This window comes from Burkholderia sp. Bp8991, from assembly GCF_003853795.1.
Taxonomy (GTDB): Bacteria; Pseudomonadota; Gammaproteobacteria; order Burkholderiales; family Burkholderiaceae; genus Burkholderia.
The window spans coordinates 299,488-325,679 of the sequence record NZ_QTQJ01000001.1 but is presented as its reverse complement, the minus strand read 5'-3'; the positions used below and the strand labels follow the sequence as shown (position 1 = coordinate 325,679).

Below are 26,192 nucleotides of genomic sequence, written 5' to 3'. Positions count from 1 at the left end.
CGAAGGATTTCATGAAACGTTTCGCCTTTTCCTCTCGCGCCATCCAGGTTTCGGTGGTGGCGCTGGCGCTGGGCGCGCTCGCCGGCTGCGATACGCTGAACGATTATCTGGCTCCTGACCGGGTCAACTACAAGAACACGGGTTCGGCGCCGCCGCTCGCGGTGCCGAGCGACCTGAAGCCGGTGCCGACGACCCAGCAGTTCGTCGCGCCGCCGAGCAACGCCGGTCTCGGCACGCTGCCGCCGCGGGCGACCACGGCCTCCGGCAACGCGACCGACGGCGTCCCGAGCGCGCAGGATCCGCTCGGCATGCATATCGAGCGCGACGGCGATCGCCGCTGGCTCGTCGTGGACGGGCGCACGCCCGAGCAGCTGTGGCCGATCCTGAAGGAGTTCTGGCAGGAAAACGGCTTCTCGCTGAAGACCGACGCACCGTCGACCGGCATCATGGCCACCGACTGGGCCGAGAACCGCGCGAACATTCCCGACGACTGGTTCCGCCGCACGATCGGCAAGGTCATCGACTTCGCGTATTCGTCGGGCACGCGCGACCGTTTCCGCACGCTCGTGAACCGCACGCCGGACGGCAACACCGACATCTCGATCACGCACAGCGCGATGGAGGAAATGATGGTCGGTCCGCAGGGCGGCACGTCGTCGCGCTGGGAAGAGCGTCCGCGCAACCCGGTGCTCGAGGCCGTGTTCCTGTCGAAGCTGATGCAGAAGTTCGGCCTGAGCGACGCGCAGGCGAAGCAGCTGCTGACCGATGCACGTCCCGCGACGGCGCCGGCGAAGGTCGCTGACACGAGCGGCGGCGCCGCGACGCTGCAGCTGGCGGAATCGTTCGACCGCGCGTGGCTGCGCGTCGGTCTCGCGCTCGACCGTACCAACTTCGCGGTCGACAATCGCGACCGCGAGAAGGGCCTGTACACCGTCCGCTACGCGAACACGATGGAAGAGCTGAAGCGCGACGGGCTGTTCGGCAAGCTGTTCTACGGCGGCCCGTCGGCGGCCAAGCCGGGCAAGGAATACCTGGTCAACGTGCGCGCGCAGGGCAATGGCGGCACGCAGGTCGCGGTGGTCGACGCGAACGGCCAGGTCGACAACTCGTCGGACGCGCAGCGGCTCATTTCGCTGCTGCAGGCCCAGCTGAACTGACCGCGTGCGCTTCGCCAGCCTTGGTAGCGGCAGCGAAGGCAACGCGCTGGTCGTCGAGGTGTCGAGCGGCACGACGACCACCCGCGTGCTGCTCGACTGCGGTTTTTCTGCGAAGGAGGTCGAGCGCCGCCTCGGCCGCCTGAATCTCGGCATCGACGATCTCGATGCGATCCTCATCACCCATGAACACAGCGACCACGTCGGCAGCGCGCTGACGCTCGCGCGGCGCGGGTCGCTGCCGCTCTACATGAGTTGGGGCACGGCGCGCGCAGTGGGCGCGGACGAGGCCGATGTCGATCTCCACGTGTTGTGGGGCGACGAGACGGCCGCGATACGCGATCTGGCCGTGATGCCCTATACGGTGCCCCACGACGCGCGGGAACCGCTCCAGTTCGTCTTCATGGATGGCTGTCGCCGGCTCGGCGTGCTGACCGACGTCGGCATGGCCACGCCGCACATCACGACCGTCCTGAGCGGCTGTGACGCGCTGGTGCTCGAATCCAACCACGATACCGCGATGCTCGCCGGGAGCCGCTATCCGCAGTCGCTGAAGGCGCGGATCGGCGGCAATCATGGCCACCTGAGCAACGATGCCGCCGCCGGCATCCTCGCATCGCTCGAACGCAGTCGCCTCCAGCATCTGGTCGCGGCGCACCTGAGCCAGCAGAACAACCGGCCCGAGCTGGCCCGCCAGGCGTTTGCCGGCGTGCTGGGAACGGACGGGGAGGACGTGGTCGTGGCCACGCAGGACGCGGGCTTCGACTGGCTGACGCTCGGTTGAGCGGGCGCAGAGCGACGCGGGAAGGGGCGGGCGGCGGCTTGGCCTGCTTGCCTGCCGGGTGCGATGCGCGGAACCGACAGACGTAAAAAAACCGGCCCGAAGGGCCGGTTTTTTTTCAGCTGATGCTGAGGCTTACTGGCTTGCGCCCGAAGCCGGAGCAGCCGTCGCTGCCGAAGCAGCCGACGCCACAGCAGCAGCTGCGTCGCTCGCAGCAGCCGTTGCCGACGAAGCAGCAGCCGAAGCGTCGCTCGCAGCACCAGCAACTGCCGAAGCAGCCGACGAAGCAGCAGCCGATGCGTCGCTAGCAGCCGACGAAGCAGCTTGATCAGCGCTCTTGTTGCAAGCAGCCAGTGCAACAGCAGCCAACAGGGAAGCTACGAGGAGGGATTTCTTCATGATCACGTCCTTTTATGGTTAAAGGTAAGCAACAGCGCGAAACAATACCGGTAATGTGCTCCAACACCGACCTGGGCCGCTGGTGGAGACGCACTTCTAGAGCGTGAATCTTCCCTACGGCTTGGGCGGAAATTATATGCACTTTCCTATCGACCGTCGACAAATGCGGGGTCAATACGTTGTCTTTCCCATACAGAATTTGATCTGCACGGGCATACGGGGCGGCCCACTAAATCCGGTATCCGACCCGCAGCCAGCCCGCACAATACCATTCGTGCAGCAAGGCTGTCATCGAGGGAGCCCGGGATAGTGTTACAAACCGTTTCGCCTCCATGTGGCGGAGATTGGCCAGTTCGGGCAGCCATTCGCCGGCTTGCTCGAGCGGTTGTTCCTCGCCATTAATGAAGTACGATCGCGCGTTATACATCAATGCGGCGCGTCTGTCGAGATGCACGCCCCGGCGCGATGCCTGCGCGACGAACGCGGCCTCGGACAGCGGCCGCGCCGGCGGCTCGAATACGACGTTCGATTTGGGCTCGCTCAGGTAGCAGCCGAGGAATTCGGCGACGTCGCGCTTGCGCCAGCGGATCGCCTCGACGATCTCGGCGACGCGCTCGACCATCGCCGGCGGCAGTTGCGCGGGGGTGTCGACGGCCGGCTGCTTGGGGTCGCGGTAGAGCGCGTCGCCGCGCTCGTCGCGCAGGCCGCCGCGTTCCGCGAGGTAGTACAGGAATTGCGCGCCCAGCTCCCCGGCGGACGGCGCCCGAAAGCCGATCGAGCAGGTCATGCATTCGCCCTCCGCTACGCCGTCGTGCGCGATGTGCGGCGGCAGGTACAGCATGTCGCCCGGCTCGAGCACCCATTCGTCGCTCGGCTCGAAATGCTCGAGGATCTTCAGCGGCACGTCCGGCTGCAGCGACAGGTCCTTCTGCGCACCGATGCGCCAGCGGCGCCGGCCTTCGACCTGCAGCAGGAATACGTCGTACGAGTCGAAGTGCGGGCCGACGCCACCGCCGTCCGTCGCGTACGAAATCATCAGGTCGTCGAGACGCGCGTCCGGGATGAAGCGGAAGCGGTCGAGCAGCGCGCGCGCCGCGTCGACGTGCAGGTCGAGCCCCTGCACGAGCAGGGACCAGGATTTGCGCGAGATGGCCGGCAGCGCGCCCGGCTCGAACGGGCCGTGTGCAAGTTGCCACTTGTTACGAAAATGGGTGATCAGCCGCGATTCGGCGTCATAGTCGGCTGCCAGCTCGAACAATGCGTCGCGCGTGACCGGCGGCTTCACGCCGGGGATCGCCTGGCGGATCAGCAGCGGCTTTTTCTGCCAGTAGCGGCGCATGAATTGCGCCGGCGAGAGGCCGCCGAGCAGCGGCGTGGGAAGATCGGAAGGTGGCGCGCCGAGCGGGGCGTCAGCGGCATCCCGCGGTTCGGCTTGAGACCGGTTGCGCATCGTATAATGAGACTTGTATTTGGGAGAATTGGATGAAAATCGCAAAAAACACCGTCGTGTCGGTCGCTTACAAGCTGTCGGATGCGCAAGGCAATCTGATCGAGGAAAGCGACGAGCCGATGGTTTATCTGCACGGCGGCTATGATGGCACGTTCCCCAAGATCGAGGAACAGCTCGACGGCCAGGAGCCCGGTTACCAGGCGCAGGTTCAGCTCGAGCCGCAGGACGCGTTCGGCGACTACGATCCCGAACTCGTGAAGATCGAGCCGCGCGATCGTTTTCCCGAGCCGATCGAAGTGGGCATGCAGTTCGAAGGCACGCCGGAAGACGGCGACGAGGAAGTGGATTCGCTGATCTACACGGTCACCGACATCGCCGAAGACAAGGTCGTGCTCGACGGCAACCACCCGCTCGCGGGCATGGCGCTGCGTTTCGCGCTCACGGTCAAGGACGTTCGCGAAGCCACCGAGGACGAGATCGAGCATGAGCACGCGCACGGCGCGGAAGGCCTCGAAATCGTCGACGAGGACGAAGACGAGGACGGCGACGCACCGTCAGGGCGCACCCTGCACTGAACTGGCGGGCAGGCCGGGCGCCGGCCCCGAGGCAGGGGGCGGCGCGGGCCACGAGGCGCCGCCCGGCGTCGTGCCGTCGCCCTGCAGCGGCGGCGCGACCGACGACGAGTCGGGCAGGGCCGGCAAGGCCGGGATCTCCGGCATCTGCGGCAGCGGGACCTCGTCGCGCGGCACGACCGGCAGCGCGGGCGGGGTTGGCAGATTCTTCGGCACGTCCTGCAGGCTCACGTTGAAGATCGTCTGCCGTGCCGGCGATACGTTGACCTTCACCCACTGATTCGCCGGCTGACGCGGTCCGATCGCGACACGCGTCACATTTCCCACCAGCACACCGTCGTCCGCATGCAGCGGGCGATCGATCAGGAAACCATTCGCAAGCGGCTCGCTGCTCGCGTGCATCACCAGAATCGGGCCGCGGAATGTCGCCGCCGCCTTCACCAGCGTTCGTTTCAGTTCACGGAAGCCGTCGCGCACGCGCGGCCGGTTGAAACGCAACCACGCAAAGCGTTCGGTCCGCTCGTAGCGATCGAACTGCGGATCGCCTTCGAACATCACCACCATGGCGCGCGCTTCGCGCCGCTTCGCGTATTCGGCGGCGTGGTCGATCCAGAAGCCGTTCGCGACGATGCGGTCCTCGAATTCGCCGTTGCGGCCGCCGGCCGTCAGATAGTGATTGTTCGGCGCCGGTGCGTTCAGCGCGACGTAGACGACGTCGTCATGCATCCAGCGCGCGTTTTCGCGATACGGCCGGAACCGCGCGACTTCACTTTCGCGGGTGATCTGCAGCGCGCCGGCGTCGGGCAGCGCGGCGTCCGCCAGCAGCGTCTGGCGCAGGAAGTCCAGGCGTTCGACCGGATCGTAGCTGCCGCCGGCCGCCGTGTTGCACGTTGCCCAGTCGTCGTGGCCGGGAATGAACACGAGCGGCACGCGCGATGCGTCCAGGATCGCGCCGCGCTGCGTGTACAGCGCGTCGCGGCACGCTTCCTTCGCACCCTTGAGGTCGCCCGCATAGACGACGAAGGCCAGATTGCGCTCGCGCGCGATCGATTCGAACAGCCGCTGCGCGGCCGGCTCGTCGGCCGGCGCGTTGATGACGCCCGACACGATCGCGAACGAGTAGGGGGCGGCGGCACGCTTGGGCGGTGCCGCGAGCGTGCTCACCTGCACGAGCGCGAGCGTCGCCGCGACCAGTGCGGCTGCGGCGGCGCGGGCCGGCCGGCCCGACGGGAGGCGTTTACGCGTGCCCGTCGACATCGTGCGAGCGGACGAGCGTGCGCAGTTCGTACAGCAGGTCGAGCGCCTCGCGCGGCTTGAGGTCGTCGGGATCGATGTCGCGCAGCTTTTCGAGTGCCGGATGCGGGACGTCGGCCGGCGCCGGCGCATCCGCGCACGCGAGCTCGTCGGCCGCGGCGGGCGGCGCACTGAACAGGTCGAGCTGCGGCGTGTGCTGGGCGGCCGACTGCTGTTCGAGATACGCGAGATGCTTGCGCGCGGCGCGGATCACCGGCGCCGGCACGCCCGCGAGTTGCGCGACCTGCAGCCCGTAGCTCTGGTTCGCCGGGCCTTCGTTGACCGCGTGCAGGAACACGATGCCGTGGCCGTGCTCGACGGCCGACAGATGGACGTTGGCCGCTTGCGGGAATTCGGCCGGCAGCTGCGTCAGCTCGAAGTAGTGCGTCGCGAACAGCGTGTAGCAGCCGTTTTGCGCGAGCAGGTGACGCGCGATGGCCCATGCGAGCGCGAGGCCGTCGAACGTCGACGTGCCGCGGCCGATTTCGTCCATCAGCACGAGGCTTTGCGGTGTCGCGTCGTTCAGGATCGCGGCGGCTTCGGTCATCTCGACCATGAAGGTGGAGCGCCCGCCGGCGAGGTCGTCGGCCGCGCCGATCCGTGTGAAGATCCGGTCGATCGGGCCGAAGCAGGCCGATTTCGCGGGCACGTAGCTGCCGACGTACGCCATCAGCGCAATCAGCGCCGTCTGCCGCATGAAGGTCGACTTACCGCCCATGTTCGGGCCGGTGATCAGCAGCAGCTTGCGCTCGGCGCCGAACCGGCAGTCGTTCGCGATGAACTGCTCGACCTGCGCTTCCACCACCGGGTGGCGACCCTGTTCGATCTCGATGCCGATTTCGTCGGTGAAGGCAGGCGCGACCCAGTCGAGCGTGCGGGCGCGCTCGGCGAACGCGGCGAGCACGTCGAGCTCCGCGAGCGCCGACGCGACGCGCTGGCACTCGGGAATGAACGGCAGCAGCGCCTGCAGCACGCCGTCGTACAGCGCGCGCTCGCGGGCCAGCGCGCGTTCCTGCGCGGACAGCGCCTTGTCCTCGAAGGTCTTCAGTTCGGGTGTGATGTAGCGCTCGGCGTTCTTCAGCGTCTGGCGGCGGCGATAGTCGTCGGGCACCTTGTCAGTCTGGCCGCGCGTGACCTCGATGTAGAAGCCGTGCACCTTGTTGTATTCGACGCGAAGGTTCGCGATGCCCGTGCGGGTGCGCTCGCGCGCCTCGAGATCGATCAGGAACTGCCCGCAGTTCTCGGAGATGTCGCGCAGTTCGTCGAGCTCCGCGTCGTAGCCGCGCGCGATCACGCCGCCGTCGCGCACCATCGCGGCCGGCTCGGGGGCGATCGCGCTGGTCAGCAGGTCGAGGCATTCGGCGGGCGGCGCGAGCGCCGCGTCGACGCGGGCAAGCGCATCCGCGTTCGCGACGATCGCGCTGATGCGCTCGCGCAGCGCGGGCAGCGCGGCGAACGTGTCGCGCAGGCTCGACAGGTCGCGCGGCCGCGCGGACAGCAGCGCGAGCCGCCCGGTGATCCGTTCGACGTCGGCGATCTGGCGCAGCGCGCTGCGCAGTGCGTCGAGGCTCGCGTTCGCCGGTGCGTCGAGCAGTGCGCCGATCGCTTGCTGGCGCGATTGCGCGGCGACCGACGCGCGCGGCGGATGATGCAGCCAGTGACGCAGCAGGCGGCTGCCCATCGTCGTGCAGCAGGTGTCCAGCAGCGAGTACAGCGTCGGCGATTCGGTGCCGCGCAGCGTTTCGGTCAACTCGAGGTTGCGGCGCGTCGCCGGATCGAGCCCGATGTATTCGGTTTCGTTCTCGACCTTCAGGCTGCGCACGTGACGCAATTGCTGACCCTGTGTGGCGGCCGCGTACAGCAGCAGTGCGCCGGCGGCTCCGCATGCGCTCGTCAGCGAATGCGCGCCGAAGCCGTCGAGGCCCGCGACGTCGAGCTGGTCGCACAGGCGCTGCGTGCCCGATGCGATATCGAAGTGCCATGCCGGCACGCGTTTGATCGCGCCGGCGCCCGCGGGCACGGCGTCGGTCGCGCCGTCCGCCGTCAGGATTTCGGCTGGCCGGATGCGTTCGAGCGCGGCGCCGAGCTGGTCGGGTTCGATCTCGGCGAGCCGCAGTGCGCCGCTCGCGAGGTTCAGCCACGCGAGGCCGATGTTGACCGCGACGCCGCGCTTGTTGTGGCCCGTGCACATCGCGAGCAGGTAGACGTCGTTCTTGTCGGACAGCAGTGCCGCGTCGGTCAGCGTGCCGGGCGTGACGACGCGCACGACCTTGCGCTCGACTGGCCCCTTCGACGTGGCGGGGTCGCCGATCTGCTCGCAGATCGCGACCGATTCGCCCATCTTCACGAGCTTCGCCAGATACTGTTCGACCGCATGATGCGGGACGCCGGCCATCTTGATCGGCGTCCCGGCCGAGGTGCCGCGTTGCGTGAGGGTCAGGTCGAGCAGGCGTGCGGCTTTCTCCGCATCCTCGAAGAACAGCTCGTAGAAGTCGCCCATCCGGTAGAAGACGAGCGTGTCGGGGTGATCGGCCTTGATGCGCAGGTACTGCTGCATCATCGGAGTATGGCCGGCGAAGGCTTCGGGCGACAGCGTGGTCATAGGTCAGGCAGGAAGTTGTTGCTTTGGTTGCCCGAGTTTACCAGTCGCTTCCATGTGCACGCGCGAAGTTCGCCGTTCGGCTAGTTGCCGGCGGCCGCGACAAGCCGCTGCCGGCTTGGACGGTCGGACGTCCGAAGCACCCGAAATCGGCTGGACGTCGCCGGATCCGCTACCTGATCTTGAACGAATAATCGCCGTGCGTGCGATGCCCGTCCGACGCGACCGCCACCCAGTGCACCGTGTACGTGCCGGGCGGCGATGGCGGCAGTGCCACGTGGATCGACTTCGTGTCATTCGGGTCGACTTCCGCCTTTTCCGTGTTCACCTGTTTGCCCGCCGAATTGCTGACGCTGAGCGAGCTGAATGCGGGTTCGAGCGGTCCGTCGAAGATGATCGTCACGCCTGCCGGCGCCGCTACTTCCGCGCCCGCGGACGGCGATTGTTTCTGCGGAAACACATGGGCGAATGCCGTCGACGCGGTCAGGATGCCCGTCGCGAAGGCCGCTGCGCATGCGCCGGAATGAAATCGGTCGAATCTGCGCACCATTATTCTCCGTTGCCGAACAGCGGCTTGCCGATCGAGCGGGGCAGGATGTCATCGAGATAAAGGTGCACTTGCAACAGGATGCCCACGCCCGTTCCGCTCGCGTGATTGACCGGAATCTGCGCCTCGATGCCGAGCTGGCCCCAGCGATTCAGCCACAACGCACCGGGGTTGATCGTTCCGGTCGTATGGCCCGAACACGGGCTGGCGGTGCACGTGCTCATCGGCAACTCGACGACCGGGATCAGGCTGTCGAACGGCGCCTTGAGGCCCACGTCGCGCACGAAGTGCTGCAGATATGGCAGGCTGTATTGCACGGTGACGCCCCAGTTCAACGAATTCGGATCGGCACGGTTCAATGCCATGCGGGGGCCGACGGTGCCCGTGATCGCCAGCGGCTTCAGGTACTTCAGGCTGTCTGGCAGGTCGCCGAAGCCCTTGCCGAAGTACAGCGTCGGCGTGATCGCCGAGTGCGGATCGGCGATCGACCTCGCCCCCGTTCCGTCCAGCTCCGCCGTCGCGCCGACGGAGGCCATGAGCTCATGCCTTTCGTTGACGTAGAAGCGGTATTTGGCACCGACCTGCCAGTTGTCGAAACCGCGCGCCGAACCGTCATTGGGCGCATTGAGATTGACGTACGTGCCGGTCACGGATAGCTGGAAACGGGACGTGATCAGCTTGTCCCATTCGAGTGTCGTCGTGTTGCTGTTCTGCTTGTCGCCGTCATCCGTGTCGGACTGGAGGTGGCCGAACTCAAGGTTGAGTTCGTCCCCGACGCCGGGATCGTCGACCGCCATGGTCGCCGGAAACACGCGGTTGCCGGCAATCGCGTGAGCCGTTGCAACGGACGGTAAAAGCAGCAGGACGGCAAATGCGGCTGGAATGACGGACGCTACAAGCGCCGGCATGGTATTGCGTGCAGGTTGGGTGTACATGGTCCCCCCGTTCTGAAGATCGCGTCGATGTGCTCGCGGGTCCGTCAAAAGACAAAGGACGCGCGAGCACCGGCGATGCAATGTCACAAGCATCGCCGCTGGCTGACTCATTCAGGATGAAAGCGGAGGGGCGCGCGGCTGTGCCGCGGTAAATCGGAAAGCGCTGCGGGGCGCCTGAAACAGGGGCGTCAACGCCGGATGAGCGGCCCGGTCCGTCGGCACGAATCCCGAGGTTCCGCCCAGTAACACCGGCATGTCGGCAAGCAGCCCGCAATATGCGCACGCCTGCCAGTGAACTGCCTTCCCGGGCAACGATGAATGGTCGGGGGCGGTGACATCCGGACCGTCCTCGCTCCGTACTGTACAGAACGACCCGGATACCGCCTCGAATGCTCGCTCGGACGACAGGCTCTGCGACACTGTCGGCGCAAGCGTCGTCAGCAGGATCGCAAGCAATCCCAGAATGCTGCCGATCTTCCTGCGAAGCAGAGCTGACATGACCTTGGCGGAATCATGCACCAGCAGGCGCGTTGCCGAAATTATGGCATGCGTGCCGGACCGCCCCCGATGGGTAATCTCCCGCCTCGTGCATACGCAACGGGAGGAATTTCGCGCCTGTTCTGACGCGTGTCGGGCGTTCGTTTGCGCCAGGAGCGACCGGCCGCTTCGGGGTGCGGGAGCGGCCGGTGCAGGCGTTTCATGGCGTAGGCTCGGGCCTCATCGCCTAGTCGATGCTTGGTCGGATGACGCGCAGGTACCGCTGCCTCATCGGCGTGACGTCGGCAGGTGCGGTGGCGGGTCGGGCGTTCATGCGACGGGCAAAGCTCGCGTCGGCCACGCTCCTCAAACGTTGTCCATGCGCCAACGACGCGGCGTAACACCGGTCACGCGCGTGAATGTTCTCGTGAAGTGGCTCTGGTCGGCGAAGCCGCATGCATCCGAGATCATTTGCAGCGGCATCGACGATGTGCGCATGTACATCATTGCGCGTTCGATGCGCTGATTGATCAGCCAGCGATGGGGCGGTAACCCGGTGGTCTGATGAAAGGCCTTGACGAAGTGGCCACGAGACAGGCCGCACGCTTTCGCCACATCGGCGATCGAGATGTTGCCGGTAAGGTGTTCGAGCAGAAAGCCTTTCGCCACGCGCTCCTGCCACGCCGTGAGTTTGCCGGTCGACTTCTCCCGCCGCTCGCCGATGCCGCCGTACAGACGCGCGACATGCGTCTGGAAGGCGAGCGCGACGTGGTCGACGAACAGCTGGGATGCGTGCTCGGGCCGCGCCAGGGCGGGGAGCAGGGCTTGGCCCAGGCGATGGATGACCGGATCCGTCGCACTCAAATGCGGCGGCAAGTAAAGCTGGGGCCGCTGCCTGCCACCGATTTCATCGACTGTCTCCTCCAGCGTTCGGCGCGGGAGGTGAAAATGGATGCAGTCGAACGCCCCCTTCAGGTCGGAAACCCAGCTGCGATCGAGGTCGTGAATCGTGACGGTCCCTGCGTCATAGGGGACGAAACGAGCAACACGTCCGTCAAGCCACAATTCCTGTTCGCCGAACGCGCGCAATTGCAATACGATGAGATCGGCGTCTTCAAGTTCGTATGGCGCGGTTCGGCCAATATTTCTACGAGATGTCTGCAGTCGGCTGATGCCGACCTGGGCGTGCGGCAGCGTCTGCGTGACCACGCTTTGCCTGAGGTCGGCCGGCATGAAATCAGATGACGCGTTGTCCGACTGTGCGGCGGTCATGGATTCGTGGAAACGTGGAGAATTCGGCCGCGGAGTATACCAAAGCGAAATTTGGCCTGGCATCGGCCGTGTTCGGCACATTGACCACAAATGGCCGCGGCGCATCGCAAAGAGGGGGTAGCTTCGCGTGGCGAACCTTGTCAGGCAGGGCGCAGATACTGCTGGATCACCCGGCGCACGGACCTTCGTGCGCCGGGCCTGACGGGCAATATCAGGACGCGTGCGCCGACGTCAGATCGAGCGCCACCGCCTGCGCGACCTCGATACCGTCGATGGCTGCCGAATAGATGCCGCCGGCATACCCGGCGCCTTCACCGGCCGGATACAACCCTTCGACGTTCACGCTCTGGTAATTGTCCTTGCGCCGGATCCGGATCGGCGACGACGTGCGCGTTTCCACGCCGGTGAGCACCGCGTCGTGCATCGCGAAGCCGGCGATCTTCTTGTCGATCTGCGGCAGCGCTTCACGAATGGCTTCGATCACGTAGTCGGGCAGCGCGGTGCTGAGGTCGGTCGGGCGCACGCCCGGCTTGTACGACGGCACCACGGAACCGAGCGACGTCGACGGCCGTCCTGCGATGAAATCGCCGACCAGCTGGCCCGGCGCGCTGTAATCGCCGCCGCCGAGTTCGAACGCGCGTTCTTCCCACTTGCGCTGGAACGCGATGCCCGCGAGCGGGCCGCCCGGATAGTCCTCCGGCGTGATGCCGACGACGATGCCCGCGTTCGCGTTGCGCTCGGCGCGCGAATACTGGCTCATGCCGTTGGTGACCACGCGGCCCGGCTCGGAGGTCGCGGCGACCACCGTGCCGCCGGGGCACATGCAGAAGCTGTAGACCGCGCGTCCGTTGCTGCAGTGATGAACCACCTTGTAGTCGGCCGCGCCGAGCTGCTTGTGGCCCGCGAACTTGCCGAAGCGGCTGCGATCGATCAGCCCCTGCGGATGTTCGATCCGGAAACCCAGCGAGAACGGCTTCGCTTCGACATACACACCGCGATCGTGCAGCATCTGGAACGTGTCGCGTGCGCTGTGGCCCACGGCCAGCACCACGTGATCGCACCGGAGCGTTTCGCCGTTCGACAGCGTCAGCGAGCGCACCTTGCCCTGATCGATCTCGATGTCCTCGACCCGGGTTTCGAAGCGCACTTCACCGCCCAGTTCGTGGATGGTCGCGCGCATCTTTTCCACCATGCTGACGAGGCGGAACGTGCCGATGTGCGGCCGGCTCAGATAGAGGATGTCCTCCGGCGCGCCGGCCTTGACGAATTCGTCGAGCACCTTGCGGCCGTAGTGATGGGGATCCTTGATCTGGCTGTACAGCTTGCCGTCGGAAAACGTCCCGGCCCCGCCTTCGCCGAACTGCACGTTGGACTCGGGATTGAGGACGCTCTTGCGCCACAGGCCGAAAGTGTCCTTGGTGCGCTCGCGCACGGCCTTGCCGCGTTCGAGGATGATGGGGCGGAAACCCATCTGCGCGAGGATCAACCCCGCAAACAGGCCGCACGGCCCCATGCCGATGACGACCGGGCGCAGGAAGTTGCCGTGCTCGGGCGCCTTCGTGACGAAGTGGTACGCCATGTCGGGCGTCACGCCGCAATGCGGCGTGCCGGCGAGTCGCGGAAGCACGGCCGCTTCATCCTTGACCTCGACATCGACGATATACGTGAGCTTGATGTCGGAGCGCTTGCGCGCATCGTGCGCACGGCGGAACACCGTGTAACGGAGGAGCCCGTCTGCCGCCACGCCAAGTTCCGCGAGGCGCGCGCGAATCGCGGCTTCGAGGGCGCTCTCGGGGTGGTCGAGCGGGAGTTTAAGTTCGCTTAGCCGTAACATGAATATTCGGATACGGTCGCCACGAAGTCGTGGCGGTGTTGAGACGGGCGCGGGCGCGGCGCGGATTTACTCCGCTGCCGGATGCATGTAGCTGTAGCGGTTCAGGATCGGGATCATCTGCGCGTAGATCTTCGGATTCGCCGCGACGATCTCATGACGATGCAGGAAATCGGCGTCGCCCGTGTAGTTGCCGACGAGGCCGCCGGCTTCGGTGATCAGCAGGCTGCCCGCCGCCATGTCCCACACGTTGATGCCTTGCTCGAAGAACGCGTCGAGACGGCCGGCCGCGACGTTCGCGAGGTCGAGTGCGGCCGCGCCCGGACGGCGCAGCCCCGTGCAGGCCTGCGTCATTTCGGTGAACAGGCGTGCGTAGGCGTCGAGGCCGTCCTTCTCGCGGAACGGGAAGCCCGTGCCGACCAGCGCGTCCGCCAGGCGGTCGCGGCGGCCGACGCGGATGCGGCGGTCGTTCAGGTACGCGCCGCGGCCGCGGGTGGCCGTGAACAGGTCGTTCTTGTTCGGATCGTAGACGACGGCCTGCGTGACGACGCCCTTGTGCTCGAGCGCAATCGATACGCAGTAGTAAGGGAAGCCGTGGATGAAGTTGGTCGTGCCGTCGAGCGGATCGATGATCCACTTGAATTCGGATTCGTTCTCCGATTCGCCCGATTCTTCCGCGAGGATCGCGTGGTCGGGGTAGGCGGTCTTCAGCGTCTCGATGATCGCCTCTTCGGCGGCCTTGTCCACTTCGGTGACGAAGTCGTTCTGCTGCTTCTTGCGGATCTCGATCAGGTCGAGGTCGAGGGAGGCACGGTTGATGATCTGTCCGGCGCGGCGCGCAGCCTTGACAGCGATGTTGAGCATGGGATGCATGAGCCTGGATCCTGTAGCCGGCGGCACGGGCCGCCACGAAGTGGAACACACCGCCCGGAACGGCGCAAAACGTGCCGGGCGAGATGAGACGCGAATTGACAAAGAGCAGGGTACGACCCGCGTCGCACGGGGTGCGGCACGTAAACGCATGATTTTACCCGATTTTCGGGAGTTTCAGGTGACCGGGATGCGGGGAAACCCCACTGGCCGTCCGGACGAGTGGGTTTGCCGGGGCGATGGCGATACCATACTGCCATTCTGACGAACCGAGTCGTATGTAGTGGAAACCCCGCAGAACCCCGCCGTGCCGTCCGAATCGGGCGCGGCTTCGTCCCCGCCGCTGTCCGGCGGCTTCACTTCCACCCGTTTCGTGCTCGTCGAGCCGAGCCATCCCGGCAATGTCGGGGCGGCCGCCCGCGCGCTGAAAACGATGGGTTTCTCCAGGCTCGTCCTGGTCGCGCCGCGCGTGCCGCACGTGCAGAGCGACCCCGAGGCGATCGCGATGGCGAGCGGCGCGGACGACGTCCTCGCGTCCGCGCACGTCGTGCCCACGCTCCGCGACGCGCTGTCCGGCGTCCACTGGTCGATCGCGCTGACCGCGCGCACGCGCGAATACGGACCGCCGCGCCTTGCGCCGCGCGCGGCCGCCGAACAGGCGCACACGCAGGTCGGCACCGGCGACATCGCGCTCGTGTTCGGCAACGAACGCACGGGCCTCGCGAACGAGCACGTCGAGCAGTGCAGCGCGCTCGCGCATATCCCGGCGAATCCGGCCTACAGTTCGCTGAACCTCGCGCAGGCCGTGCAGGTGCTCGCGTATGAACTGCGTGTCGCGTTCCTGGAGCAGGGGAGCGAGTCGCCGCGCGACGCGCAGCCCGAGGTCGGCACGCTCGCGCAGAGCGACGAGATCGAGCGGATGTACGCGCACCTCGAGAATGCGCTGGTCGCGCTCGATTTTCTCGACCCGCGCAACCCGAAGAAGCTGATGCCGCGGCTGCGGCGCCTGTTCGCGCGCACCGGCCTCGAGCGCGAGGAGGTCAACATCCTGCGCGGCATCGCGAAGCACATCCTGCTGAAGTCCGGCACGCCCGAAGGCGACGCGTAAGCGGCCGAAGTACGCCGCGGCCGGGCGCTCATGCGTTCGGCGGATGCGCTCCGCCTGCAGCCGGCGTGTCGCATCGGCCGCCGCGACGGGGGTGCCCGGTCCGTGCCCGGCCACCGGATGACCGCATGACGCGCATAACCGCGTTACCTGGCCACGATGGGCGTCCCGCGCGAATACCCGCGCCGCTGACGGGGTGAACGCGCGACGCTGTGCGGCCGCGGGCGAGTGGCCCTACAATCGCCGAACATCATAAGCAAATTACCCGGCGCGATAACGACCGGCCGTTGCCGGCGGGCGTGCCGGCCTTTTCCCCAGCCCAGACCCGATCATGTTCACCAGACTGCGCGAAGACGTTGCGACGATTCGCGAGCGGGATCCCGCCGCTCGCAGTGCCTGGGAAGTGCTGACCTGTTATCCGGGGCTGCACGCGCTCGTGCTGCATCGCTTCGCGCATGCGTGCTGGCGCGCGAAGCGCTACTGGCTCGCACGCTTCGCGTCGCAGGCCGGGCGTTTCCTGACGGGTATCGAGATCCACCCGGGCGCGACGATCGGCCGGCGCGTGTTCATCGATCACGGGATGGGTGTCGTGATCGGCGAAACCGCGATCGTCGGCGACGACTGCACGATCTATCAGGGCGTGACGCTCGGCGGCACGTCGCTCACGCGCGGCGCGAAGCGCCATCCGACGCTCGAGGCCGGCGTGATCGTCGGTGCGGGCGCGAAAGTGCTCGGCGGTTTCACCGTCGGCGCGGGCGCGAAGATCGGTTCGAACGCGGTCGTCGTGAAGCCGGTGCCGGCAGGCGGCACCGCGGTCGGCAATCCGGCGCGCATCGTGATGCCGGCGCAACCGAAGCCGCAGCCCGAGCGCGCCGCGTTCTGCGCGTACGGGATCACGCCGAACGCGGACGACCCGATGTCGCTCGCGATTCACGGCCTGATCGACCACGCGGCGAAGGAAAGCCGGCGCGTCGACGAAATCGTCGCGGCGCTCGAGCAGCTCGGCACGCATCTGGAAACGCTGCAGGGCGCGGACGCGGCGCGTCTCGATCTGCGCAGGCTGTCGGCGGTGCTGGAAGGCAAGGCGGTCGAGCGCCAGGCGTAACGCGGCGCGTGCCGGCGGCCGCCGGCAGCTGCGGCCGTGTCGCTCGCGTCAGTCGAGCGGCATCGCGTGGATGCCTTCGGCGTCGACGCGCAGATAGCCGCCGCGCGGCATGCCGTGGTCGAGATCCCAGTCGGGCAGTACCCAGCGAATCCCGCCCGGTTCGAGGTGGCGCGCGGGGCGATGCGTGTGGCCGTGAATGATCACGCTCGCACGGCTCTTCCGGAACAGCGCGGCGATGCCTTCACGCGTGACATCGTAGATCGCCGAAGCGGGGCGCATCCGGCCCGCTTCGCTGTTCGAGCGCATCCGTTGCGCGAGCGCGCGGCGCCAGCGGAACGGCCACGCGAGAAACAGCGCCTGCGCGACGCCATTGCGGGCAAACCGCCGAAATATCTGATAGCCGCGATCGGCCGTGCATTGCGCGTCGCCGTGGGTGAGCACGATGCGCTGGCCGAACGACGTGATCAGCGCCGGGTCGCGCAGCAGCATCGCGCCGGCCGCCTTCATGAAGCGCCGGCCGAGCAGGAAATCGCGATTGCCGTGCATCACGTAAAGCGCGATCCCGCGCTCCGAGAACGTATGCATCAGCGCGGCCATGCGTGCCGCGAACGGATCGTGGTCGAGCACGTCGTCGCCGATCCAGTATTCGAACAGGTCGCCGAGGATGAACACCGAGTCGGCGCTGTCGGCCGTGTATTTCACGAAATGCTCGAACGCGGCGACCGTCTTCGGAATCGCCTCGCTCAGGTGCAGATCGGAGAGAAACAGGAACGGGCGTGCGGCTTGCGCGTATTCGCGCTCGCCCGGCACGCCCGCGGAGACGCTTCGCGGCGGACTCTCCTGCAACATCGAAGTGCCTCCGTAACGGCTGTGGGTCAGACCACCACGGCCTTTTCGATCACGACGTCGTCGGTCGGGACGTCCTGGTGGAAGCCCGCGTTGCCCGTCTTGACGCCCTTGATCTTGTCGACCACATCCTGGCCTTCGACAACCTTGCCGAACACAGCGTAACCCCAGCCCTGCGGCGTCGGCGACGAGTGGTTCAGGAAATCGTTGTCGTTCACGTTGATGAAGAACTGGGCGGTCGCCGAGTGCGGATCGTTCGTGCGCGCCATCGCGATCGTGTAGTTGTCGTTCTTCAGGCCGTTGTTCGCTTCGTTGTCGATCGGCGCGTCGGTCGGCTTCTGCTTCAGGCCCGGCTCGAAGCCGCCGCCTTGAATCATGAAGCCGTTGATCACACGGTGGAACACCGTGCCGTCATAGTGGCCCTTCTTCACGTAGTTGAGGAAGTTCTCGACCGTCTTCGGTGCCTTCGCGGCGTCCAGCTCGAGCTTGATCACGCCGTGGTTCGTGTGCAGTTCAACCATGATGAATTCCTTCGGTGAGGCGGTTTAAATGGCACGCGGCCGGTCGTGCGACGCGGCCGCGTGTGGCGCCGGACGTGCCGGCAGGTGCTTATTTCGAAACGATGCTGGCCGATTCGATCAGGACCGGCTGGGCCGGCACGTCCTGCATCGGGCCGCGCGAGGTCGTCGCCACGCCTTCGATCTTCTTCACGACGTCGAGGCCCGACACGACCTTGCCGAACACCGCATAGCCGTTGCCGTCCGGGTTCGGGTAGTCGAGGCCGCTGTTGTCGACCGTGTTGATGAAGAACTGCGCGGTGGCCGAGTTCGGATCGCTGGTACGCGCCATCGCGATCGTGCCCGTCAGGTTCTTCAGACCATTGCGGCTTTCCAGCGGGATCGGCGCGCGGGTCGGCTTCTCCTCGAAGTTGGTCTTGTAGCCGCCGCCCTGGATCATGAAGCCCTTGATCACGCGATGGAAGATCGTGCCGTTGTACTGGCCGGCCTTCACGTAGTCGAGGAAGTTGGCGACCGTCTTCGGCGCCTTCTCCGGGTAGAGCTCGACACGGATGTCGCCCTGGGAGGTCTTCAGCTGCACGACGGGGTGCGCGGTGGCCGATTGCGCGAACGCGGGCGCGGTCGCGAGAAGGGCGGCGCCGCCAAGCGCCAGCAACAGACGTTTCATTGCGATCCTCAGGTTGGGAGGGAGGGAAGGTTGCGCCGCTTACTGCGACGGCGCGACGTACGGCGCTGCCAGCGCACCGGACGGACCGTTGAACTGGAACGTCGGCGACATCGGCAGCGTGGTGGTGCTCACGTTTGCGGCGGCGCGATCGGTGTATGCGCGCGTGGCCGGCGTGACGCCGCGCGCGTTGGCGGCCGGCTTCGGCGGCGACACGATCTTCTGCAGGTCGGCGAGGCGCTGTGCGGTCGCGCCGCTCGTGCGGCCGAGCGATTGCGCGCGCTTGTACGATTCGGCCGCAAGGCGCAGATAGAGGTCGCCGAGGTTTTCGTAAGCGAGCGAGTAGCTCGGGTTCGATTGCGTCGCGGTGACGAGCGCGCTGCGCGCTTCGTCGTAGCGGCCGTGCTTCGCGTAGAGCGCCGCGAGGTTGTTGTACGGTTCGGGCAGTTCGGGGTAGGCCTGCGTGATCGCGATGAACTGCTGGATCGCGTCGTCGTCGCGGTTCAGGCGGGCGAGCACGGTGCCGCGCTTGAACTGCGCCTGCACGTCGTGCGGATTCGCGGCGATGCGCGCGTCGAGTTGCGCGAGCGCCTGTTTCCATTGCTTGCCGGAGATCGACGCGTCGATTTCGGGCGTGCCGTCGGCGGTGGCCGGGGCCTTCTGCGCATGCGCTGCGGGGGCCGCGAACAGCGTCAGTGCGACGCCCATGACGGCGGTCGCAACGAGGGTCGCAGCGCTCGGCGCGCGGCCGCGATGAGGTTTCATAGGCGTAAATCGGAATGTTATACTCCGAGCCATTCTAACAAAACGTCTGCGCGTTCCGGCGAGCGGCAGACAGTCTTTCTTTGCCTCTCGTGGCCGTCACCGCTGTGCTTGCAGCCTGACCGCCCCATGTGATAACGAGGACGCGCGGCGGCGAGCCGCAGCAGGTGGTCCGTCCGTTTCGCATGCTGGGCGAGCTTCGCCAGGGCGGTTTCCTTCGGCTCACGGTTCATCTCTATGGAATCACTGCGCATCTACAACACGCTCGCGCGTGACAAGCAAGTTTTCGTGCCGCGCCAGTCAGGCGAAGTGCGGATGTACGTATGCGGGATTACCGTCTACGACTATTGTCACGTGGGCCACGCGCGCATGCTGGTCGTGTTCGACCTCGTCCAGCGCTGGCTGCGTGCGATCGGCTATCGGGTCACGTACGTGCGCAACATCACCGACATCGAGGACAAGATCATCCGCCGCGCGGTCGAGAACGGCGAGACGATCAAGTCGCTGACCGACCGGTTCATCGGCGCGATGCACGAGGATGAGGCGGCGCTCGGCATCCAGCGTCCGGACATCGAGCCGCGCGCGACGCAGTTCATTCCGCAGATGCTCGGGATGATCGAGAAGCTCGAGGCGAACGGCTACGCGTACCAGGCGAGCGACGGCGACGTCAACTATTCGGTGCGCAAGTTCGCGAACTACGGGAAGCTGTCGGGCAAGTCGCTCGACGACCTGCGCGCGGGCGAGCGCGTTGCCGCAAACGATGCGAAGCAGGATCCGCTCGACTTCGTGCTGTGGAAGCGCGCGAAGGAGGACGAGCCCGACGGTGCGTCGTGGGCATCGAAGTACGGGATGGGCCGGCCGGGCTGGCACATCGAATGCTCGGCGATGGGCTGCACGCTGCTCGGCGAGCATTTCGACATCCACGGCGGCGGGCAGGATCTGCAATTCCCGCACCACGAGAACGAGATCGCGCAGAGCGAAGGCGCGACCGGCCAGACGTTCGTCAACTACTGGATGCACAACGGCTTCGTGCAGGTCGACAACGAGAAGATGTCGAAATCGCTCGGCAACTTCTTCACGATCCGCGAAGTGCTCGAGCGGTACGACGCCGAGGTCATGCGCTTCTTCATCGTGCGCACGCACTACCGGTCGCCGCTCAACTACAGCGACGTGCATCTCGACGACGCGCGCGCGTCGCTCACGCGCCTGTACACGGCGCTGAAGGATGTCGAGCCCGACACGCTCGCGCTCGACTGGAACGAGCCGCACGCGCAGCGTTTCGCGGCCGCGATGAACGACGACATCAACACGCCGGTCGCGGTGGCGACGCTGTTCGAACTGGCGGGTGAAGTCAATCGCACGCGCGATGCATCGCTCGCGCGGCAACTGAAACAACTGGCGGGCCTCCTGGGCCTGCTCGGCCGCGAACCGCGCGCGTTCCTGCAGCAGGGCACCGGTGCCGCGCAGGCGGGCGGGCTCGCAGCCGACGAAATCGAAGCGAAGATCGCCGCGCGTGTCGCGGCGAAGCAAGCGAAGGACTATGCCGAAGCGGACCGGATTCGGGCGGAACTGCTCGACGCCGGTATCGCACTTGAAGACAAACCGGGCGGATCGACCGAATGGCGTCGCGTATGAGCGCGATGCGTTCCACTGACCGATCCGTCAGGTAGGAGGCAGGATGGCAACGGCCAGAAAAGCGCCGGTCAGGCGTGCGACTCCGCTCGCCGCGCGTCCGGCAGCCAAGCGCGCGCCAGCGGCGAAGGCGGACGCGACGCGCGCCGTGCCGAACGGCGCGCTCAACGGTCATGCAAAGCCCGCGCGCGCGAAGGGCGTGGACGCGGCGCAGCCGGAGGTCGCGATGGCGGCCGCCGACGCGGCCCGCAAGGTGCGGGCAGCCGATGCGGCAGTCGACGGCGCCGATGGCGTCGTGCGTCCCGCGTACTGGGATAAAGCGAGCGCCGATCTCGTCAAGCGCGACCGCATCCTGAAGAAGCTGATCCCGAAGTTCGGCCCCGCGCATCTCGTGAAGCGCGGCGACCCGTTCGTCACGCTCGCGCGTTCGGTCGTCGGCCAGCAGATCTCGGTTCCGTCCGCGCAGGCGCTGTGGGCGCGCATCGAGGATGCGTGTCCGAAACTCGCACCGCAGCCGGTCATCCGGCTCGGCGCGGACAAGCTGATCGCGTGCGGGCTGTCGAAGCGCAAGACGGAATATATTCTCGATCTCGCGCAACACTTCGTGTCGGGCGCGCTGCACGTCGACAAATGGACGTCGATGGACGACGAGGACGTGATCGCGGAACTCACGCAGATCCGCGGCATCAGCCGCTGGACGGCCGAGATGTTCCTGATCTTCAACCTGTCGCGGCCGGACGTGCTGCCGCTCGACGATCCGGGTCTGATCCGCGCGATCAGCGTCAATTACTTCAGCGGGGAGCCCGTAACGCGCAGCGAGGCGCGTGAAGTGGCCGCCAACTGGGAGCCGTGGCGTACCGTCGCGACCTGGTACATGTGGCGCAGCCTCGACGCACCGGACGCCGACGCCGATTGACGGCTATCGGGTTTTAAACATCAATAGTTGAGAGCCGGTTTTGCACGTCGCCCGCGCGGGTAGAATACGCGCTGCCGCAAGACCCAAGGATTCGAACACATGAAGACCACGTTTCTGGATTTCGAACAGCCGATCGCCGAACTCGAGGCCAAGATCGAAGAGCTGCGATTCGTGCAGGACGACTCGGCTGTCGATATTTCGGAAGAAATCGAGCGGCTGTCGAAGAAAAGCCAGCAACTGACGAAGGACCTCTACGCGAACCTGTCGCCGTGGCAGGTCTCGCAGATCGCGCGGCATCCGCAGCGTCCGTACACGCTCGATTACGTTGCGGAACTGTTTACCGATTTTCACGAACTGCATGGCGACCGCGCGTTCGCGGACGACCTGTCGATCGTCGGCGGCCTCGCGCGCTTCGGCGGCCATCCGTGCATGGTGATCGGCCATCAGAAGGGCCGCGACACGAAGGAGCGCGCCGCGCGCAACTTCGGGATGCCGCGTCCGGAAGGCTATCGCAAGGCCGAACGGCTGATGCGTCTCGCCGAGAAATTCGGGCTGCCGATCTTCACGTTCGTCGACACGCCGGGCGCATACCCGGGCATCGGCGCGGAAGAGCGCGGCCAGTCGGAGGCGATCGGCCGCAACCTGTACGTGATGGCCGAACTGAAGACGCCGATCATCACGACCGTGATCGGCGAGGGCGGTTCGGGCGGTGCGCTCGCGATCGCCGTGGCCGACACCGTGATGATGCTGCAGTTCTCGACCTACTCGGTGATCTCGCCGGAAGGCTGCGCGTCGATCCTGTGGAAGAGCGCCGCGAAGGCGCCCGAGGCCGCGGAAGCGCTGGGCCTGACCGCGCATCGCCTGAAGGCGCTGGGCCTGATCGACAAGATCATCAACGAGCCGCTCGGCGGCGCGCACCGCGATCCGAAGGGCATGGCAGCGTTGCTGCGCCGTGCGCTCGCCGATTCGCTGCGCCAGTTCCAGGGCATGAGCATCGATGCGCTGCGCGAGCGCCGCTTCGAGCGCCTGATGGCCTACGGCAAGTTCAAGGAAACCACGCCCGGCGCATGACCGGCGTGTTCGCATCGCGCGCCGTCCGGCGCGCGTCTCGCTCGTGATCCCCCCGACCGAATTCTCCGCCGACCGTGTCGTCCTCGACGCGGTCGGCGTTGCGCTTGCCGATCTGCCGGCCGATGCGCGCATCGCGATCGCGTACAGCGGCGGCCTCGACTCGACGGTGCTGCTCGACGCGGCCGTGCGTGTGGCGGGCGCCGCGCGTTGCGTCGCGCTGCACGTGCACCACGGCCTTAGCGCGAACGCTGACGCATGGGTCGCGCATGCGCAGGCGACGGCCGGGCAACTTGGCGTCGCGTTCGAGTCGGAGCGTGTCGATGTGCCGCGCGACAGCGGCCTCGGCATCGAGGCGACCGCGCGCGAGCGCCGCTATGCGGCGCTCGACGCGATGTGCGAGCGCCACGGCGTGGCCGCGCTCTGGGTCGCGCAGCATGCGGACGACCAGGCGGAGACCGTGCTGCTTCAGCTGTTGCGCGGCGCGGGGATCGCTGGCCTGGCCGCGATGGCACCGCGTTATCGGCCTGACGGCGCAAGCGTCGAGCGCGTGCGGCCGCTGTTGCGATTGTTGCGCGCGCAACTGGAGCGCTATGCGGCGCAGCGCGCGCTGACGTGGATCGACGACGAATCGAACGGCGACACGCGCTACGCGCGCAATGCGCTGCGCATCGACGTGCTGCCGGCGCTCGCCGTGCATTTCCCGGGTTTTCGCGATGCGCTGGGCCGCGCGGCCCAGCATGCGGCCGCCGCGCAGCGGCTGCTCGACGATCTCGCCGAACTGGATTTCGCCGGCGCCGCGCGCGACGACGGCCGCGCGCTGTCGCGCGATGCGCTGGTCGCGTTCGACGATACGCGCGGTGCGAACCTGCTGCGTTTCTGGATGCGTCGGCTCGGGCTGCCCGGTGCGTCGGCGGGGCGGCTGGCGAACATGATGCGGCAGCTGCGCGCCGCGCACGACGCGCATGCGCTGCGGGTCGATCACGCGGGGCAGTGCCTGCGGCTCTATCGCGACACCGTGTACTGGGAGGCGGGCGACAGCGCCGAGCCGGCCGACGACGGCACCGGAACGCCGCATCCCGAATCCTCGCTCGCGTGGGACGGCCAGGAAGTCTGGCGCGTGCCGGCATGGCGCGGCACGTTCGTGTTCGCGCCGGCCGAGGCCGGCAGCGACGGCGCGGTGCCGGAGGCGCTGCTGCGCGGCGCGACGCTCGCCGCGCGCGCCCGCGCGGGCGGCGAGCGGCTGCGTACGTCGCCCGGCGGCCCGGGCCGCACGCTGAAAAACCTGTTCCAGGAGCGCGGCGTGCCGGCCTGGCAGCGCGACGTGCCGCTGTTGTTTGCGGGCGACCGGCTCGTCTACGTGCCGCGGCTCGGCGTGAATCACGGCGACGGGCTGGCCGATGCCGGCGCGTGGCGCCGGATCGAATGGCGTCCCGACCTGCTGATCGCATAGCGGCGACACGCTTGCCGCCGCGCGATCGCGCGCCGGTTTTCACCATTTGGTAAACAGCGCCGGAACGCTTGCCGAACCGGCGAGCGGCTTGTCAAGCGGGCCTCTATCGGGTACGCTCGGTCGTTTGCTCGGCTCGATTTTTGAGCGATTTGTGCAGGTTTTCCGCGTGACGTACCCGGTTTGCGCGGCCTGATCGGCCTTCCGGGCAAAATCCGTCACGCTTGCGTGTTGCGTCCCAGCCGTCCCCCTCGTCGTCCGTCCACAGCCACAAGCCGCGTGACCGAACGGCAACGCGGCCTGCCCAGCGCGCCCGTGCGGCTTCTCCTCCAGTTCAGAACGACAATGGCACTCATCGTACACAAATACGGCGGCACTTCGATGGGCTCGGTCGAGCGCATCAAGAACGTCGCGAAACGCGTCGCAAAATGGCATCAGGCCGGGCACCAGATGGTGGTCGTGCCGTCCGCGATGTCCGGCGAAACCAACCGTCTGCTCGGTCTCGCGAAAGAGATTTCGAGCCAGCCGAGCCCGCGTGAGCTCGACATGATCGCGTCGACCGGCGAGCAGGTCAGCGTCGGCCTGCTGTCGATCGCGCTGCAGGAAATCGGCGTCGAGGCCGTGAGCTATGCCGGCTGGCAAGTGCCGATCAAGACGGACAGCGCGTTCACGAAGGCGCGCATCCACTCGATCGACGACGAGCGCGTGAAGGCCGATCTGAACGCCGGCAAGGTCGTGATCATCACGGGCTTCCAGGGCGTCGATCCGGACGGCCACATCACGACGCTGGGCCGCGGCGGCTCGGACACGTCGGCGGTGGCGGTCGCGGCCGCGCTGGATGCCGAAGAGTGCCTGATCTATACGGACGTCGACGGCGTCTACACGACCGACCCGCGCGTGGTCGAAGAGGCGCGACGCCTCGATCGCGTGACGTTCGAGGAAATGCTGGAAATGGCCAGCCTCGGCTCGAAGGTCCTGCAGATCCGCTCGGTCGAATTCGCCGGCAAATACCAGGTGAAGACGCGCGTGCTGTCGAGCCTGACCGATCCGCTGATTGCGCTCGACGAAGAAATGCGCTCGGGCACCCTGATTACTTTTGAAGAAGACGAGACCATGGAAAAGGCAGTCATTTCCGGCATCGCGTTCCAGCGCGACGAAGCACGCATTGCGGTGATGGGCGTGCCCGACAAGCCGGGCATCGCGTATCAGATCCTCGGCCCGGTCGCCGACGCGAACGTCGACGTCGACATGATCATCCAGAACCAGAGCGTCGAAGGGAAGACGGACTTCACGTTCACGGTCGGCCGCGGCGACTACCAGAAGGCGATGGACATCCTCACCAACCAGGTGCAGGGCCATGTGAGCGCCGAGCGCGTGCAGGGCGACCCGAAGGTGTCGAAGGTGTCGGTCGTCGGCGTCGGCATGCGTTCGCACGTGGGCGTCGCGAGCAAGATGTTCCGCACGCTGTCGGAAGAGGGCATCAACATCCAGATGATCTCGACGTCCGAAATCAAGATTTCGGTGCTGATCGACGAGAAATACATGGAGCTGGCCGTCCGCGCGCTGCACAAGGCATTCGAACTCGACCAGGCCGCGTGAATTTTTTCGTGATGCATTGAAGAAAATGCATCACGGAAATTGACTCACGGTTCGAAACCCTATATTATCTCGTTCTCGTCGCACTGCCTCCCTGGTGCGAGCGAAAGTTTGGGAGACGTGGCCGAGAGGTCGAAGGCACTCCCCTGCTAAGGGAGCATCTGGGCCAAAACCTGGATCGAGGGTTCGAATCCCTCCGTCTCCGCCAAAAGCGGTGACAAAGCCCCGCAAGTTCTCGGACTTGCGGGGCTTTTTCTTTTCCGGCGTCGTTTCCGCACGCACCGCCCGGCGCCACGCTTCGTCCGGACAGCCAATCAATGCTCGACTCGAGCGGCGCTCATGCGCTAAAT

General features: G+C 66.6%; 25 protein-coding genes, 1 tRNA gene and 1 pseudogene. 12 read left to right on the top strand and 15 right to left on the bottom strand.

All coding sequences use genetic code 11. From position 1 onward, the window contains the following. The first annotated feature begins 11 nt into the window (after positions 1 to 11). The 3 genes from bamC to DIE02_RS35390 all read left to right on the top strand — a co-directional run bounded on the left by bamC (position 12) and on the right by DIE02_RS35390 (position 2,243). Entirely contained in the window at positions 12 to 1,157 is a 1,146-nt protein-coding gene (gene bamC, locus DIE02_RS01570; RefSeq protein ID WP_044847990.1) for an outer membrane protein assembly factor BamC, read from the top strand. 4 nt (positions 1,158 to 1,161) lie between these two features. Beyond that, positions 1,162 to 1,938, top strand: a complete 777-nt coding sequence (locus DIE02_RS01565) for an MBL fold metallo-hydrolase (protein WP_124488293.1) — start codon at positions 1,162 to 1,164, stop codon at positions 1,936 to 1,938. Positions 1,939 to 2,060: 122 nt separating this feature from the next. Then, positions 2,061 to 2,243, top strand: coding sequence for a hypothetical protein (locus DIE02_RS35390; protein ID WP_185500420.1), 183 nt, complete (start codon positions 2,061 to 2,063; stop codon positions 2,241 to 2,243). Between the two features lie 20 nt (positions 2,244 to 2,263). On the opposite strand, the gene DIE02_RS36380 is transcribed toward DIE02_RS35390, so the two are convergent. Next, positions 2,264 to 2,509, bottom strand: a complete 246-nt coding sequence (locus DIE02_RS36380; protein ID WP_011657350.1) for a hypothetical protein — start codon at positions 2,507 to 2,509, stop codon at positions 2,264 to 2,266. A 54-nt stretch (positions 2,510 to 2,563) separates the two neighbouring features. Then, positions 2,564 to 3,784 carry a cupin domain-containing protein gene (locus DIE02_RS01550; protein ID WP_124488292.1) on the bottom strand — a complete coding sequence of 407 codons (1,221 nt, stop codon included), beginning with the start codon at positions 3,782 to 3,784 and terminating at the stop codon, positions 2,564 to 2,566. Positions 3,785 to 3,816: 32 nt separating this feature from the next. Between DIE02_RS01550 and DIE02_RS01545 the strand changes: the two genes are divergently transcribed. Then, a complete protein-coding gene (locus DIE02_RS01545) occupies positions 3,817 to 4,359 on the top strand; it encodes a peptidylprolyl isomerase (RefSeq protein ID WP_044847987.1) in 543 nt (180 codons plus the stop codon). Here the strand turns inward: DIE02_RS01545 and DIE02_RS01540 are convergent. The 8 genes from DIE02_RS01540 to DIE02_RS01505 form a co-directional block, all read right to left on the bottom strand. Further along, on the bottom strand, positions 4,339 to 5,613 hold the full coding sequence (locus DIE02_RS01540; RefSeq protein WP_124488291.1) for a hypothetical protein: 1,275 nt from the start codon (positions 5,611 to 5,613) through the stop codon (positions 4,339 to 4,341). The two genes, DIE02_RS01545 and DIE02_RS01540, sit on opposite strands and share 21 nt — an antisense overlap. Continuing rightward, positions 5,594 to 8,251 (bottom strand): DNA mismatch repair protein MutS, encoded by a 2,658-nt coding sequence (mutS, locus tag DIE02_RS01535; RefSeq protein ID WP_124488290.1) that lies wholly within the window; start codon positions 8,249 to 8,251, stop codon positions 5,594 to 5,596. The genes DIE02_RS01540 and mutS overlap by 20 nt, the downstream gene beginning before the upstream one ends. A 169-nt stretch (positions 8,252 to 8,420) precedes the next feature. After that, positions 8,421 to 8,798 (bottom strand): copper resistance protein CopC, encoded by a 378-nt coding sequence (locus DIE02_RS01530; protein ID WP_124488289.1) that lies wholly within the window; start codon positions 8,796 to 8,798, stop codon positions 8,421 to 8,423. Beyond that, positions 8,798 to 9,730, bottom strand: coding sequence for a hypothetical protein (locus tag DIE02_RS01525; protein WP_124488288.1), 933 nt, complete (start codon positions 9,728 to 9,730; stop codon positions 8,798 to 8,800). Before DIE02_RS01525 ends, DIE02_RS01530 begins: the two co-directional genes overlap by 1 nt. 111 nt (positions 9,731 to 9,841) lie before the next feature. Then, positions 9,842 to 10,228, bottom strand: a complete 387-nt coding sequence (locus DIE02_RS01520) for a DUF2946 domain-containing protein (RefSeq protein ID WP_185702546.1) — start codon at positions 10,226 to 10,228, stop codon at positions 9,842 to 9,844. Positions 10,229 to 10,573: 345 nt separating this feature from the next. Further along, a complete protein-coding gene (locus DIE02_RS01515; protein ID WP_124488286.1) occupies positions 10,574 to 11,479 on the bottom strand; it encodes an AraC family transcriptional regulator in 906 nt (301 codons plus the stop codon). 211 nt (positions 11,480 to 11,690) lie between these two features. Continuing rightward, complete coding sequence (locus DIE02_RS01510; protein ID WP_124488285.1) at positions 11,691 to 13,313, bottom strand: NAD(P)/FAD-dependent oxidoreductase; 1,623 nt, start codon at positions 13,311 to 13,313, stop codon at positions 11,691 to 11,693. Between the two features lie 66 nt (positions 13,314 to 13,379). Beyond that, positions 13,380 to 14,183 carry an inositol monophosphatase family protein gene (locus tag DIE02_RS01505; RefSeq protein WP_044847980.1) on the bottom strand — a complete coding sequence of 268 codons (804 nt, stop codon included), beginning with the start codon at positions 14,181 to 14,183 and terminating at the stop codon, positions 13,380 to 13,382. Between the two features lie 280 nt (positions 14,184 to 14,463). On the opposite strand from DIE02_RS01505, the gene DIE02_RS01500 reads away from it, so the two are divergent. Next, on the top strand, positions 14,464 to 15,288 hold the full coding sequence (locus tag DIE02_RS01500; RefSeq protein WP_124488284.1) for an RNA methyltransferase: 825 nt from the start codon (positions 14,464 to 14,466) through the stop codon (positions 15,286 to 15,288). 328 nt (positions 15,289 to 15,616) lie between these two features. Beyond that, positions 15,617 to 16,390, top strand: coding sequence for a serine O-acetyltransferase (gene cysE / locus DIE02_RS01495; protein WP_044847978.1), 774 nt, complete (start codon positions 15,617 to 15,619; stop codon positions 16,388 to 16,390). Between the two features lie 48 nt (positions 16,391 to 16,438). On the opposite strand, the gene DIE02_RS01490 is transcribed toward cysE, so the two are convergent. The 4 genes from DIE02_RS01490 to DIE02_RS01475 form a co-directional block, all read right to left on the bottom strand. Beyond that, entirely contained in the window at positions 16,439 to 17,239 is an 801-nt protein-coding gene (locus DIE02_RS01490) for a UDP-2,3-diacylglucosamine diphosphatase (RefSeq protein WP_044847977.1), read from the bottom strand. 26 nt (positions 17,240 to 17,265) lie between these two features. Then, positions 17,266 to 17,757 (bottom strand): peptidylprolyl isomerase, encoded by a 492-nt coding sequence (locus DIE02_RS01485; RefSeq protein WP_006483987.1) that lies wholly within the window; start codon positions 17,755 to 17,757, stop codon positions 17,266 to 17,268. A gap of 88 nt (positions 17,758 to 17,845) precedes the next feature. Beyond that, a complete protein-coding gene (locus tag DIE02_RS01480) occupies positions 17,846 to 18,421 on the bottom strand; it encodes a peptidylprolyl isomerase (RefSeq protein ID WP_012364186.1) in 576 nt (191 codons plus the stop codon). Positions 18,422 to 18,460: 39 nt separating this feature from the next. After that, positions 18,461 to 19,183 carry a tetratricopeptide repeat protein gene (locus DIE02_RS01475; RefSeq protein WP_185702544.1) on the bottom strand — a complete coding sequence of 241 codons (723 nt, stop codon included), beginning with the start codon at positions 19,181 to 19,183 and terminating at the stop codon, positions 18,461 to 18,463. Positions 19,184 to 19,417: 234 nt separating this feature from the next. Between DIE02_RS01475 and cysS the strand changes: the two genes are divergently transcribed. From cysS to tilS, 4 genes are all read left to right on the top strand, one after another. Beyond that, on the top strand, positions 19,418 to 20,815 hold the full coding sequence (cysS, locus tag DIE02_RS01465) for a cysteine--tRNA ligase (RefSeq protein WP_044847975.1): 1,398 nt from the start codon (positions 19,418 to 19,420) through the stop codon (positions 20,813 to 20,815). Positions 20,816 to 20,858: 43 nt separating this feature from the next. Then, the gene (locus tag DIE02_RS01460; protein WP_124488283.1) at positions 20,859 to 21,728 is read left to right on the top strand and encodes a DNA-3-methyladenine glycosylase; all 870 of its coding nucleotides are present in this window, start codon (positions 20,859 to 20,861) and stop codon (positions 21,726 to 21,728) included. Between the two features lie 99 nt (positions 21,729 to 21,827). Beyond that, positions 21,828 to 22,799, top strand: a complete 972-nt coding sequence (locus tag DIE02_RS01455) for an acetyl-CoA carboxylase carboxyltransferase subunit alpha (RefSeq protein WP_006478433.1) — start codon at positions 21,828 to 21,830, stop codon at positions 22,797 to 22,799. A 43-nt stretch (positions 22,800 to 22,842) separates the two neighbouring features. Next, complete coding sequence (gene tilS, locus DIE02_RS01450; protein ID WP_124488282.1) at positions 22,843 to 24,249, top strand: tRNA lysidine(34) synthetase TilS; 1,407 nt, start codon at positions 22,843 to 22,845, stop codon at positions 24,247 to 24,249. 122 nt (positions 24,250 to 24,371) lie between these two features. Here the strand turns inward: tilS and DIE02_RS36375 are convergent. After that, a pseudogene (locus tag DIE02_RS36375) lies at positions 24,372 to 24,609 on the bottom strand (hypothetical protein); the annotation flags it as partial. Between DIE02_RS36375 and DIE02_RS01445 the strand changes: the two are divergent. Beyond that, on the top strand, positions 24,592 to 25,845 hold the full coding sequence (locus DIE02_RS01445; RefSeq protein WP_040144529.1) for an aspartate kinase: 1,254 nt from the start codon (positions 24,592 to 24,594) through the stop codon (positions 25,843 to 25,845). The pseudogene DIE02_RS36375 and the gene DIE02_RS01445 sit on opposite strands and share 18 nt — an antisense overlap. 111 nt (positions 25,846 to 25,956) lie before the next feature. After that, positions 25,957 to 26,050, top strand: a tRNA-Ser gene (locus DIE02_RS01440). The last annotated feature ends 142 nt before the right edge of the window (positions 26,051 to 26,192 follow it).

Coding starts and splice junctions, on each gene's coding strand:
- DIE02_RS01460 (WP_124488283.1), top strand. CDS start 20,859: ATGGCAACGGCCAGAAAAGCGCCGGTCAGGCGTGCGACTCCGCTCGCC.
- DIE02_RS01550 (WP_124488292.1), bottom strand. CDS start 3,784: ATGCGCAACCGGTCTCAAGCCGAACCGCGGGATGCCGCTGACGCCCCG.
- bamC (WP_044847990.1), top strand. CDS start 12: ATGAAACGTTTCGCCTTTTCCTCTCGCGCCATCCAGGTTTCGGTGGTG.
- DIE02_RS01490 (WP_044847977.1), bottom strand. CDS start 17,239: ATGTTGCAGGAGAGTCCGCCGCGAAGCGTCTCCGCGGGCGTGCCGGGC.
- DIE02_RS35390 (WP_185500420.1), top strand. CDS start 2,061: ATGCTGAGGCTTACTGGCTTGCGCCCGAAGCCGGAGCAGCCGTCGCTG.
- DIE02_RS01530 (WP_124488289.1), bottom strand. CDS start 8,798: ATGGTGCGCAGATTCGACCGATTTCATTCCGGCGCATGCGCAGCGGCC.
- DIE02_RS01545 (WP_044847987.1), top strand. CDS start 3,817: ATGAAAATCGCAAAAAACACCGTCGTGTCGGTCGCTTACAAGCTGTCG.
- DIE02_RS01475 (WP_185702544.1), bottom strand. CDS start 19,183: ATGAAACCTCATCGCGGCCGCGCGCCGAGCGCTGCGACCCTCGTTGCG.
- DIE02_RS01480 (WP_012364186.1), bottom strand. CDS start 18,421: ATGAAACGTCTGTTGCTGGCGCTTGGCGGCGCCGCCCTTCTCGCGACC.
- DIE02_RS01505 (WP_044847980.1), bottom strand. CDS start 14,183: ATGCATCCCATGCTCAACATCGCTGTCAAGGCTGCGCGCCGCGCCGGA.
- cysS (WP_044847975.1), top strand. CDS start 19,418: ATGGAATCACTGCGCATCTACAACACGCTCGCGCGTGACAAGCAAGTT.
- DIE02_RS01445 (WP_040144529.1), top strand. CDS start 24,592: ATGGCACTCATCGTACACAAATACGGCGGCACTTCGATGGGCTCGGTC.
- DIE02_RS01455 (WP_006478433.1), top strand. CDS start 21,828: ATGAAGACCACGTTTCTGGATTTCGAACAGCCGATCGCCGAACTCGAG.
- DIE02_RS01515 (WP_124488286.1), bottom strand. CDS start 11,479: ATGACCGCCGCACAGTCGGACAACGCGTCATCTGATTTCATGCCGGCC.
- DIE02_RS01510 (WP_124488285.1), bottom strand. CDS start 13,313: ATGTTACGGCTAAGCGAACTTAAACTCCCGCTCGACCACCCCGAGAGC.
- mutS (WP_124488290.1), bottom strand. CDS start 8,251: ATGACCACGCTGTCGCCCGAAGCCTTCGCCGGCCATACTCCGATGATG.
- DIE02_RS01485 (WP_006483987.1), bottom strand. CDS start 17,757: ATGGTTGAACTGCACACGAACCACGGCGTGATCAAGCTCGAGCTGGAC.
- DIE02_RS01540 (WP_124488291.1), bottom strand. CDS start 5,613: ATGTCGACGGGCACGCGTAAACGCCTCCCGTCGGGCCGGCCGGCCCGC.
- DIE02_RS01520 (WP_185702546.1), bottom strand. CDS start 10,228: ATGTCAGCTCTGCTTCGCAGGAAGATCGGCAGCATTCTGGGATTGCTT.
- cysE (WP_044847978.1), top strand. CDS start 15,617: ATGTTCACCAGACTGCGCGAAGACGTTGCGACGATTCGCGAGCGGGAT.
- DIE02_RS01525 (WP_124488288.1), bottom strand. CDS start 9,730: ATGTACACCCAACCTGCACGCAATACCATGCCGGCGCTTGTAGCGTCC.